Origin of the sequence: Rubripirellula obstinata (assembly GCF_001642955.1) — a bacterium.
GTDB classification, from domain to species: domain Bacteria; phylum Planctomycetota; class Planctomycetia; order Pirellulales; family Pirellulaceae; genus Rubripirellula; species Rubripirellula obstinata.
In genome coordinates, this window is sequence record NZ_LWSK01000054.1 from 26,829 (window position 1) to 39,316 (window position 12,488).

The window sequence follows — 12,488 nt, forward strand, 5'->3', positions numbered from 1 at the left end:
GCAAAGGTCGGGAAAGTTGCTTTGCCCGATCAGCTAATTTCGTCGTAACGGATTTCTTGATCGAGCCAAACGCGAAAACGTCGAATCCGAAGGCCTGGCGTGAAATCGAGTTCGATTTTGATTTCCTTTGGCAGGCCTGTTTGCCTTTTTCCGGTTTCATCGCGCTGAGCCAGTTTTTTCGTCAAATCGATCTCGATCAGAGGCCAGATCGATCGCCAACTGATCGTCCACCAGACCAGTAGATCGTTGACGTGGACCCGCTGGACGAACCACCATCCGCTGTAGGTGAGGTCCATGCTTGAATCTGGCTTCTGGGGAGTCAATCCACGGTGCTCGCCGAAGCGAATGACCCTGTAAAGAAAGGTCTTTTTCAATAGAACTGCGTCGCCGAACACGCCTATTTCCTCCTGAACCGATTTCGCGGGAGCAAATGGATTTGGCCGTGAAGGGGTCATGGGGACGATGGGTTCATGGGGATTGTGTCATCCGGGCTGATTTGTTGAAGCGGGGGAAATTCAAGCTTTGCTGGCTATTTAGGGCCTAGGTTATCTGCGTGAAGAAAAATGAGACAAATCTCATAATTATTACAGCATTTATGATTTTGCGTTTAGTAGGATAGGACGATCGTCTTTCCAATGCGGGGGGATTCCGTTGGACTAACCATTAGCTAGCGGGGGTGATTCCGTGAACATTCGAACAATTTCCGGAACTTATGACTTGTAGGACTGGTCCTACGTCTTACCCAGATTTACACTGTCCACAGAGTTCACCCCATGCACTTTTCAGCCGAGGCAAATTACATGACGCGATTAGCGGCACTTATCCTTTTTGCGATGTCAATCCAAACCGTTGCCTCCGCAGCGAACGATGATGCATCTTCAACGACTCTCAACCACCTGACCATGAACCAGTGGGTCAGTTCGACTGACGCCGGTTCGCTGACCGGGCGAGTCGTTCTTCCCAAGGCAGGCGGTGAAGCAGAAGCTCTCGCCGATGTTTCGGTTGCGATCTTGGCTCGCGATGGAAAGGTTTTACGAGCGAAGACAAATCAAAGCGGTGAGTTTGAAATCGCTAACGTCGAAGCTGGCGTTTATGCATTGACCGCTCGCGGCGATCACGTGTTTGCCGCCTGTGCAATGCACGTAGTTGGTGCAAACGAAGTCAAGGATCTTGAGTTTCCAAAGTCGGCTGAAATCTCGATGGCCAACATTGATTACACCGTGGTCAACACAGCATTGATCCGCTACTTGCCGCCGAACATCAAGAAGCAAGAAGTTGCTTACGAATCGATTAACCTTGGTCAGCTTCAAGATCAAGTTTGCGGACAAGACCTGTTCCGCGTCGCTCAAGACGGCAGCGGCATGAAGGGGCGACTGCACGTTGCCGGTGCAAACATCGGCGAGTTAGACGCAGCCGATCGCACCAACGTGTTCTTGTTCAAAGACACGATGGAAATCGACCGAGCACTCAGTGACGAACAAGGCAAGTTTGAATTTGCCAACATGGATCCCGGTTTCTACTCGATCATGGCCATTGGCCCCAACGGTATTGGCTTGATCGGTTTCGAGCTTGTTGATCCCGCAACCATCACTGAAACTGCTTCGGCAGTTGGAAAAGATGGCAAGACTTTGGTCGGTCTGTTTGGTCACGGCAATCATGGCTGCGGTTGCTGCCAAGAATTCGCGATGCAAGTCGCACCGATGCCAGAAATTTGCAACGTTGTTGAAGAAGTCATCGTTGAGCAGCCTTGCGGTTGCGGCGAAGTGATTGTTGATCAACCCTGCGGATGCGGCGAAGTCATCGTTGACGGTGCCGGTGGCGGAATCGTCGATGGTGGAATTGTCGAAGGCGAAGTCCTGATGGACGGCTTTGGTGCTCCTTACGCCGGTGGTGGATTCGGCGGCGGCTTCCCAGCAGGCGGTGGCGGTGGATTCTCTGGTGGCGGTGGCGGAGGTTTCTTCGGCGGTGGTGGCGGTGCCCTCAGCGGATTGGCTGGTATCGCAGCTTTGGCCTTCTTGGCTGATGATGACGACAACAACGTGCCCGTTAGTGCTCCGATTGTCGTGCCGCCTGTTGCAAGTCCCGCGGCCGCAAACTGAGTTTAACTGATGAGTTTTGTAGGCTAAATTTTCAGCCGGTAGCTTGTCTGCCGCTGATCTAAACAACCAAAGCCGTGTCTTGAATGTTCAAGTCACGGCTTTTTCTTTTTCGAAACAGCCCCCCGCTACAAACGCTTTCTCAGGTGGCATGGCATGCAAGAACTTTCCGCATGTGCATAATGAGTACGTGATCGGGGAATTCACGCACTTCGTGGATCCGTCACCAATCAAGTTTTGTTTTCAGCGAACACACATTTCTCCCAACAACGCATTTATCTACGAACAAATCTATGGCGAACGTGATCAGCGACGATGTCTCGAAGCAATCCAGTGCAGCATTGGACGGCCTCAACGAGCACACCTTGAAGACCGTTCATTGGCACTTCAGCGATGAAACTGGCAGCCCGTTCTGGCTGGAGAAAAAGAGCTCGCTTAATTTCGATCCGCTAACGGATGTCAAAAGCTTTGAGGACTTAAAGAAGTTCCCCGAGTTTGAGGATGAATGGCTGCGGGGCGGTCCCGTTGATCGCTGGGTCCCCAAAGGCCACGCGGGCAAACCGGTTTACGTCTTTGAGACCGGCGGAACGACCGGCATTCCCAAAAGCCGGATGGTGATCGAAGACCATTGGAAGGATTACGAGCTGTTTAGCGACACGCTTCCTGACGAACACTTTCCCAAAGGTGCCAATTGGTTGATGCTGGGACCCAGTGGTCCACGACGCCTGAGGTTGGCGGTCGAGCACTTGGCTCAACATCGTGGTGGGATGTGCTTTTGTATCGACTTAGATCCGCGCTGGGTCGTCAAGCTGATCAAGAAAGGCTGGATGGAACACCTGGAAGAATACAAGAAGCATTGCATTGATCAGGCAGTCACCGTGTTGACGGCCGGACACGATGTGCAGTGCATGTTTGCAACGCCGAAACTGTTGGAATCGTTGGGGGAAGCCTTGGAGGACAAAGGCACTTCGCTGCAAGAAGTTGGGATCAAGGGGATCTTTTCGGGCGGCACAGAGTTCACACCGCAGTGGACACGGTTTTGCGTCGAAGAAATGCTGGGCGGCCCGGTCGAAGAGGGCGGCATCTACATGACGCCAACCTATGGCAACACATTGATGGGATTGGCGTGCAGCAAACCAGTCACGCCAGCGGACAATTACAAGATTTCCTATTACGCTCCGCAGCCTCGTGCGGTTACCGAAGTCGTCAAGTTTGATGACTACAACCAAGTGGTTGGTTACGGCGAAACTGGGCGAGTGAAGTTGTACACGCTGACGGATGAGTTCTTCGTCCCGGGATTCATGGAACGCGATGAAGGCGAACGGGAAGCTCCGTTTGAAATGTACCCGTGGGACGGCGTCAGCGGCGTTCGCCCTTTCCATGAAATCGCAACGGCCACAACCGTTGGCGTTTATTAAAACAATCGAAGATCCACTACAAATCAATCAACTACTTTTCCCGCGTCGCAAATAACCAACAGCCAATACCTAAAACCATGATCACACTTAGTCCACTGCGTTGGGGCAAGCCCTACGAATCGCTTGAACACCACGACGTGGTTCACTTTGATACGGGTGAACCGATTGCAAAGATTGGAAACGTTGGTGGTGGAATTGTTGGCCGTGACATGAAACAGGCTCACAAAGCTCGTCAGGCTTTGCTGCAGTTTTCGACCGACGACTTGATCGAAAAGTGCAAACGCGCCGCCGTGCTGTTTGAATCAGCCGACCTGACCGTGGGTGATTCAGTTCAAAGTGTTGACGACTTTGTTCATCAGCAATCGGCCAGTACGGGATTGCCGGAACACATGTGCCGAGGAAACATGTCTAAGAACAGTTTTGTTCTCAGCAACATGGATCAGATTTTGGAGTGCTTGACTCGCGGCTTGGATCTTTCGATCTTGTCAAAGGGTTTTGGTGATGAAGGCCGCGGGGTCACCGTCAGCTACCAAGCACAAACGCCTGTCTTGGGCGCGATCTTACCGAACAATTCGCCCGGTGTTCACACACTTTGGCTGCCTGCCATTCCGCTGCAAATCGGCTTGGCGTTGAAGCCGGGTTCCCAGGAACCTTGGACGCCCTATCGGATGGTTTCTGCATTTATCGAAGCAGGCGTTCCGGCGACGGCATTCGGGCTGTACCCCGGCGGTCACGATGCTGGCGGTGCAATCATGACCAAGGCACCACGTAGCATGATCTTTGGCAGCGCTCAAACGGTTGCACAGCACGAAGGTAACCCACGTGTTCAAGCTCACGGCCCAGGTTGGTCAAAGATCATCATCGGTGACGACGTCGTCGATGACTGGGAAGACTACTTGGACGTGATGGTCGAAAGCGTGCTGAGCAATTCAGGTCGAAGCTGCATCAATTGCAGCGGTATCTGGGCAAGTCGTCACACTCGCGAAATTGCTGCGGCGATCGCCGACCGAATTGGTCCAGTCGATGTGCTGCCACCTGGTGATCCAGATGCCGCGCTCGCAGCATTCACGGTTCCTGCGATGGCGACGGGTACGTGGGGGATGGTCCAGCAAGACTTGGCTGAATCAGGCGTCGAAGACATGACGGCCAGCTTTGGTGAGAAGCTGATCGAGCGCGACCATTGTGCTTACTTGCGACCGATGGTGGTCCATGCCAACTCGCCTGACCGCGCCGTTGCGATGAAGGAATACATGTTCCCCTTTGTCAGCGTGGTCGAGTGCTCGCAGGCTGAAACGCTGCGTCGGATCGGGCCAACCTTGGTCGGAACGGTCCTAACCGCGGATCAACAATTGATTGATGCTGCTGGCATGTGTGTGGACATCGACCGATTGAACATCGGCCCCATCCCAACGAACCGACTGGATTGGCTGCAGCCCCACGAGGGAAACATTATCGAGTTCCTGTTCCGTTCGCGCGCGTACCAGATGGCCGAAATGCCAGTTGCCACCGCCTAGGCTCGGAAACCGAGCCAGAGAATTGATGTGGGGCAGCCATCCGGGTGCTCGCGCACCCGGCAGGGAGCTGCCGGCCCTCCGGGCCTAACGCGCAGTAACTGATCCTGCCTTTTCCGCTTTCGCTTGGCTCCTCAGCATCGAAGCTACCAGCGCGGTCCATCCGGTTTGGTGGCTTGCACCGAGGCCTTTTCCGCTGTCGGCGTGGAAGTACTCGTAGAACAGAATGTTGTCTTGCCATGCCGGGTCGTCGCGGTACTTTTCGTCTTCCGCATTGATCGGCCGGTTGCCGTCCTTGTCGGTCTCGAACATCGAAATCAAACGGCGTTCAAGTTCATGTGCGACCTCCATCAACGTCATCAGGTTGCCGCTGCCCGTTGGGCATTCCACCTGAAAGCGATCGCCGTAAAAGTGGTGGTAGCGTTTTAGCGACTGCACCAGCAAGTAATTCATCGGGAACCAAATCGGTCCTCGCCAATTGCTGTTACCACCAAACATGCCGCTATCACTTTCGCCGGGCACGTAAGAAACTTCATTGCGTTGTCCACCGATGTCGAATCGAAACGGTTTGTCACGGTGAGCGATCGACAAGCTGCGAATTCCATAAGGCGACAGAAATTCGTTTTCGTCCAGCATCACTGCGATCAACCGTCGGAACCGATCTTCGGATGGAATCGCAAGCAGGCGACGGTTCGATGTGCCGTCATCATTCTGGCATTCCATGTACGTCATGTGTTCGCTTAAGTTTCCACGCTGTTGTAAAAACCAATTCATTCGCTTGGTGAAACCGGGCAGCTTGTTGATGATCGCGTCTTCCAGGATCACGCCGGTCGTCAGCGGCAACAGACCGACCAGCGATCGAACTCGCATCGCGATCGATTGTCCGTCCACCATCAAATGGTCGTAATAGAAACCGTCCTCTTCGTCCCACAATCCAGTCCCGTCGATTGTGTTCATCGCTTCGGCAATGGCAACGTAGTGCTCAAAGAACTTGCTGGCCATGTCGCCGTAGGCTGGATTGTCCTCGGCAAGCTCCAGTGCAATGCGTAGCATTGAACCGCAATAAAACGCCATCCAAGATGTTCCATCGGCCTGTTCCAGATGCCCCTCCGGCATTGGTTTGCTGCGATCAAACACGCCGATATTGTCCAGGCCCAGGAATCCGCCCGAGAATATATTTCGGCCACCAGGATCTTTACGGTTCACCCACCAAGTGAAGTTGATCAGCAGTTTCTGAAACGCTCGCGCCAAGAAAAGGCGGTCACGTTGCTGTGGTGGACCGGTCGCTTTGTAGACTTGCCAAACGCCCCACGCATGAACCGGTGGATTGACGTCGCCAAGGTTCCATTCATACGCGGGAATCTGGCCGCTTGGGTGCATGTACCATTCACGCAGGAACAAGATCATCTGCTCTTTGGCAAAATTGACATCCAAGTTCGCCATCGGAACCATGTGGAACGCCAAGTCCCATGCCGCGTACCAAGGGTATTCCCATTTGTCGGGCATCGAAATGATGTCGCGGTTAAACAGGTGACGCCAATTGCTGTTTCGTCCCTGTTTTCGCGATTCGGGTGCAGGCATTCCGTTGGGATCGCCGTCCAGCCATGTGCTGACGCTGTAATGGTAGAACTGCTTGGTCCACATCAATCCAGCGTACGCTTGCCGCATGATCGCGCGGCGTTGTTCGGTCAAAGATGGATCGATACGCTTGTCGTAGAACGATTCCGCTTCGGTAACCCGATCGGCAAACACCTGCTCAAACGAATCATCGAAAGCGAGTTCACGAAACGCATCAGTCTTGCTCTTTGCCCGTTCAGCGATGATGGGTTCGCTGACGTGAGTTAGCCGCAAGCGAATGACTTCACTTTCCCCCGGTGCGATCATCATCAAACCGTAGGGCGCGCACTTGGTTCCTCGCTGATCAGGATTAACGCCGCCGGTTTCGCCCAGGACGACATAATTGTTCAATGCGTCTTTGTAAAATTCGGATTCGCTCGGCAAGCCTGGATGGCGATCCTTGTTGGTTTCATTATCAGTGAACAGCCAAGGCCAACTGCCCGACGGCGTATCCGTCTTTGTTGAAGTCCGATCGCATGCCAACCACACCTGACCGAGTGTTTCGTGATTGGTTCGCACGACATCATTTTCCAAACGCATCGACGGGCGTGTCGTGCAGCCTTCGTCGGTACACTGCCAAGTCCAAGTGTTACGGAAATAAAACTGCGGCAACGCGTGCATGACGGCCGGTCGCGGGCCACGGTTGGTGATCGTCAGTTTGATCAACACGTCGTTCGGGCCAGCTTTGGCGTATTCGGCTTGGACGTCAAAGTATCGTGACTCGTCGAAGGCACCGGTATCGGTTAGCTCGTATTCGTCGTCACCAAAACCGCGTTGTCGGCTAACGCTGACCAATTCTTCGTACGGAAATTTTGATTGCGGATACTTGTACAACGCCTTCATGTAGCTGTGCGTTGGCGTGCTATCGAGGTAGTAATAACACTCTTTGACATCTTCGCCATGATTGCCTTCGGGGCCAGTCACGCCAAAGAGTCTTTCTTTCAAGATCGAATCGCGACCGTTCCAAAGACCGACGCTAAAGCAAAGCCTGCATTGTCGGTCGCTGATCCCCAGCAACCCGTCTTCGCCCCAGCGATACGCACGACTACGCGCGTGATCGTGCGGGAAATAACTCCACGTCGCGTCACCGCCGCCGCTGTAATCTTCGCGAACGGTGCCCCATTGTCGTTCAGAAAGATAAGGCCCCCAACGAAGCCAGTTTTCTTCGCGATTGTTGCTGGCGTCTAGTCGTTGGTCTTCGATGGACATAAAGAGGGTTTAGGTATTAGGCGTTAGGTTTTAGAAAGAACTGTAGGCCGTAGCGAGCCCCAGCGAGTTGCGGCAATCGTCAACCAGTGCCGCCGTAACTCGCTGGAGCTCGCTACGGCCTACAATTAGCCTCGATCCCTACCTTCACGCATCGTCTAGCAAATCGACGGCTGCGAACGCTTTGCCTTCCAGCATCGCCAAGCTTGCTCCGCCACCGGTGCTGACGTGCGAGACCTGATCGGCAAAACCAAGTTGGTCCACCGCTGCGGCACTGTCGCCACCGCCAATGATGCTGATGCAATCGCTATCGGCGACCGCTTGAGCGACGGTTTTGGTGCCCGCGTCCATTGGTGGCTTTTCAAACACGCCCATCGGACCATTCCATACGACGGTCTTGGCGTTCTTGATTACTTCGGCGTACTTCTTGGCGGTTTCAGGACCGATGTCCAGGCCTTCCATGTCGTCAGGAATTTCGCCGTTGGCAACGATCACCTTGTTGCAGCCGGCAATGTTTCCGAAGTCGTCGCCGCAATGGGTATCGACGGGCAGGTGCAATTTGTCGCCACCTTTGTCGATCAGTTCCTTGGCAAGATCAACCTTGTCCTTCTCGACCAAGCTGCCACCGACTTTGCCACCTTGTGCCAACGAGAACGTGTACGCCATCGCTCCGCCAATCAGCACTGCGTCGCAAATGCCTAGCAGGTTGTTGATCACGTTGATCTTGTCGCTGACTTTGGCACCACCCAGGATCGCAACGAAAGGCCGAGCCGGGTTTCCGATCGCTTCGCTGAGGTATTTGATTTCTTTGGCGACCAAGTGACCCACAACACGCGGCTTGCCCGCCATCGCTTGGGGAACTGCCACCATCGACGCGTCGCTTCGATGGCATGTACCAAAAGCGTCGTTGCAGTAGACATCGGCCATCGCGGCCAGCTTGCCTGCGAAGGTTTCACAGCCCTTCTTTTCGCCCGCGTTGAATCGCAGGTTTTCCAGGACCAGAACATCGCCGTCCTTCAACGCGGATGCCTTTGCGGTCGCGTCTTCGTCAACGGTGTCCTTTGCCATCGCCACGGGTTTGCCCAGGATCTCGCCAAGACGAGCAGCGGCGGGAGCGAGCGAGAACTTCTGCTCGAAACCGTCACCGGCCGGACGACCAAGGTGACTCATCAGGATCAGCTTGCCGCCGCGATCGATGACGCTTTTGATGCTCGGCAGCGCCATGCGAATTCGTCGGTCGTCGGTGATCGATTGGTTTTCATCGAGGGGAACGTTGAAGTCCACTCGGATCAGGACTGTTTTGCCAGCGACATCAACTTGGTCGATTGTTTTCTTAGCCATCGAAGTAGGTTTTCCGGAAAGGGAGGTGTTTGCAGTATGCGGCAGAATTGCCGTTGGGTTGTTGATTGAATCAGTGTCCGATTATCGGGAAACCGGGCAAGGTGTCGAGGGCCGTGCGTTTGGGTTGCTCAGTTTCCCGGCAACCTGGAATCAATCTGTCCTTTGGCTCAACTTGGTCACCGGGGAAGGCCGAAAATTCCTCACAAGCCTCCACTTCGGATAGTCGGGATGTTTTTGCGCGGTCACGTGCTGCATCGCTGATAACCGTCGCGGTTGGCGTCGCTTGGTGAGTTCGAGCTTCACGATCGGATTCGGTGGACCGGCGACATTGCCCGTATTGGGAGGACGTCCGTGGCTGGGGGATCGCTTACGCATATCGCAAAGCAGGGCTGTTGGTGCGCGCTGTTGGTGACGGCATTTTGTGCCGCCCACGTTGACGCAGACGAACCACGCGAAAGCCCGAACCATCGTGGCCAATCGGCGCATGATCAGGCCCTCGATCAAACGGGCAGCAGTTCCGTCGCTCTGCGAGACGCCGCGGTCAAGCGATTGCCCATGCAACGCTTAACGCGAACCGCTCAAAAGCGAATCTTGGACATTGCCCAGTCGCCGACGATCTATCGCCAACTGCCGACACAGGCAATCGACTGCGACCAGGACATGTTCCTATTTTTGACCCGCAACCCCGAAGTGCTGGTCGGAATGTGGGATCTGATGGGGATCACCAATGTGCAGTGCAAGCGGACCGGGCCTTATCAGCTAGACGCCAGCGACGGCAGCGGCACGACCTGTCGCATCGATCTTGTTTACGGCGACCCGACGACTCATATCTACATTGCCAACGGCAGCTACGACGGAAAACTGGTCGCGCGACCGATCCGCGGCAGCGGTGTGTTCGTCGTCACCAGCAACTACGCCCATGGACCCGATGGCAGCACCCAAGTCACCGGCAAGATCGATTGTTTCTTGCAACTCGATTCGTTGGGTGCCGACCTAATCGCTCGGACCTTCAGCGGACTGATTGGTCGCTCGGCCGATAAGAACTTTGTCGAAACCGCGCGTTTCATGACACAGGTTTCCCAAGCGTCGCAGCGAAATCCAAACGCGATGCTGGATGTCGCCGACCGAATTCCACAAGTCAACGATCACACGCGGCGAGAATTCGCTGGTGTGATCGAAGAAGCGGCGATCCGGGCCCGCGAACGAGTCGCTGTTCTGTTGAAGCGGCGGTAAAGTTTGCCGGTTAAGCAGATTAATTGAATTTTGACGCTCGCGATGTCGATAACGATGGGGAAGAACCTTCCACCATTGTTACCGAGTGTCCTGCCATGAATCTGTCAACCAAAATTGCTTTCACAGCGATTGCTAGTTTCACGCTTTGCCTTGCAACCGGCTGCGTTGGCCCCATGGGATGCGGCCCGGGCGGGTGCGACGGCGGCCCCAATGGCCCGCTGGCTTTTAATTCTTGCGATGGATGCAGCGACTGCGAAGGCTGCGGCGAACTCTACATCGACCCTTGGATCAACCATCCAGCGGACTGCCACGATCCGTGCGATCAATGCGGAAACCACAACGGACAATCCTGTGGCAAATGCCGAAGCGTGTTCGATGGTTTCGCGAGCCTGTGGGGATACCGTTACGATTCAGGCTGCGGCGGTTGCGGCGATTCATCCTGCGACGGCGGCTGTGGTCCGGAACCCAGTTGCGGAGCTCTCGGCGGAATCGATTGTGGTTGCAGTTGTGGGTGTGACGGCGGCTGCGATGGCGGCTGCGATGGCGGTTGTGAAGTTTCCTGCGGCATGGAAGCGACTTGCGGATTCGAGGTCGGGTCCAGTTCCGCGTGCGGCGGTTGTTCATCGTGCAACGGCGGCGATGGCGGCATCCACTACGCCGGCAGCGAGCCAGTCTTATCCGCACCAATCTCGGAAAGCATGATCAGCAAACCGTACGAACCGCACCGAGCGAAAAAGATCTTCCGCCCAAAAACAAACATGCGTTAGGAACTGTCCCAAAATAACTTCCCGGTTTTCCCGTAGCTGGGCCCGCCAGGGTTCAGTCCAACATTAGGTGTGCCCAATGCCGTGAAGGGGTGGCCCCGGAAAACACGTGTTCGTTCGTTTAGCCGCGTGGGCATCGCCTGGACCGCTAAATCTTTGGGATTGCATCAGTTCTCGTTTGCGCAGGTTTCATGCTCACCGCGACGTTGAGTGCTTCCGCCGGGCTTGCCCCGGACGGAGCGGCAACTGGAAGCTACTACTAACCGCAGATATTATTCGAAAGGGTACTCTCACGTAGGCCTCCGTTGCGGGCTTGTCCCGGCGGAGCTAACGACTTGGCTACCCCCATCGCGATCAAGAGCGCGATCGAGCGAAATTCGTTGATCCCGCCGGGGCAAGCCCGCAGCGGAGATCGTGGCTGAAGAAGATTGGAACTGGCGTTGAAACGGAGCATTGGTAGCCGCCAGTTGTGATTCCGCCGGGACAAGCCCGCAACGGAAATCGATCGAGTTGCCTCCTACGATTCGAATGGCCGCATTGGACTGAAAGCGGAACAAATTCTTAATTGCAAAATAATATGTCAATACCAAAGATTTAGCGGCCCAGGCGATGCCCACGCGGCTAAACAAAACAATGGGTTTTTACTGGATAAAAACTCTTCACGGCGTTGGGAGATGTCCCGGGAAGATGTCCCGCAAGGGCAATCAAGCGGAAGGCTGATCGCTTTCGCCCCAGCCGGGGCTACGGTTTTTGTTGTGTTTGATTCCGTGGGTCAAGACCCACGGCACCGTGCTGTCGCCCCAGCCGGGGCTAACGTTAGTGCCATAGGGCGATGCCCACGCGGCTAAACGAACTGGCACGTGTTTTCCGGGCCAAAACTCTTCACCGCGTTGATCTTTACTCGACTGAACCCTGGCGGGCCCAGCTACGGGAAACTGGGAACTTGTCCCAGGACGCGTTCCTCAGCCAAACCCCCGCACCCCTGCAAAGCTCACAGGCTGCCCTGTCGCACCATTGTTACGTGCAAACCGGCTATCTTTAAAAGGCGATGGAAACGGTTGTTTACTATCTTGGGGATCTAACCACCGCCTTGAAGAGTTTTGGTCCCGGAAAACACGTATTATTTCGTTAAACCGCGTGGGCATCGCCCCCGTTAATCGTGCCGGTCCCACAGCGCGTGGGGGCGATGCCCAACGCCGTGAAGAGTTTTGGTCCCGGAAAATACGGGTTAGTTCGTTTAACCGCGTGGGCATCGCCCCGCGCGTCGTGCTGCCCCGGACGCGCGGGGCGATGCCCACGCGG

General features: G+C 55.0%; 8 protein-coding genes. 5 read left to right on the forward strand and 3 right to left on the reverse strand.

Annotation, left to right across the window (positions count from 1 at the left end):
• Positions 1-29: 29 nt before the first annotated feature.
• Positions 30-296 (reverse strand): hypothetical protein, encoded by a 267-nt coding sequence (locus tag RC85_RS26850; RefSeq protein ID WP_149752697.1) that lies wholly within the window; start codon positions 294-296, stop codon positions 30-32.
• A gap of 537 nt (positions 297-833) precedes the next feature.
• Between RC85_RS26850 and RC85_RS14380 the strand changes: the two genes are divergently transcribed.
• From RC85_RS14380 to RC85_RS14390, 3 genes are all read left to right on the forward strand, one after another.
• Positions 834-2,099 (forward strand): carboxypeptidase-like regulatory domain-containing protein, encoded by a 1,266-nt coding sequence (locus RC85_RS14380; protein WP_149752696.1) that lies wholly within the window; start codon positions 834-836, stop codon positions 2,097-2,099.
• 290 nt (positions 2,100-2,389) lie between these two features.
• Positions 2,390-3,514, forward strand: coding sequence for an acyl-CoA synthetase family protein (locus RC85_RS14385; protein ID WP_068264063.1), 1,125 nt, complete (start codon positions 2,390-2,392; stop codon positions 3,512-3,514).
• 77 nt (positions 3,515-3,591) lie between these two features.
• Positions 3,592-5,028, forward strand: coding sequence for an aldehyde dehydrogenase family protein (locus RC85_RS14390; protein ID WP_068264065.1), 1,437 nt, complete (start codon positions 3,592-3,594; stop codon positions 5,026-5,028).
• Between the two features lie 84 nt (positions 5,029-5,112).
• Here the strand turns inward: RC85_RS14390 and RC85_RS14395 are convergent, their stop codons facing one another.
• Complete coding sequence (locus tag RC85_RS14395) at positions 5,113-7,851, reverse strand: MGH1-like glycoside hydrolase domain-containing protein (protein ID WP_068264067.1); 2,739 nt, start codon at positions 7,849-7,851, stop codon at positions 5,113-5,115.
• 144 nt (positions 7,852-7,995) lie between these two features.
• Positions 7,996-9,189: a phosphoglycerate kinase gene (locus RC85_RS14400; protein ID WP_068264069.1), complete on the reverse strand. Its 1,194-nt coding sequence runs from the start codon at positions 9,187-9,189 to the stop codon at positions 7,996-7,998.
• Between the two features lie 351 nt (positions 9,190-9,540).
• Between RC85_RS14400 and RC85_RS14410 the strand changes: the two genes are divergently transcribed.
• Complete coding sequence (locus RC85_RS14410; RefSeq protein WP_238383135.1) at positions 9,541-10,422, forward strand: hypothetical protein; 882 nt, start codon at positions 9,541-9,543, stop codon at positions 10,420-10,422.
• Between the two features lie 95 nt (positions 10,423-10,517).
• Positions 10,518-11,189: a hypothetical protein gene (locus RC85_RS14415; protein WP_068264080.1), complete on the forward strand. Its 672-nt coding sequence runs from the start codon at positions 10,518-10,520 to the stop codon at positions 11,187-11,189.
• Positions 11,190-12,488 lie beyond the last annotated feature (1,299 nt).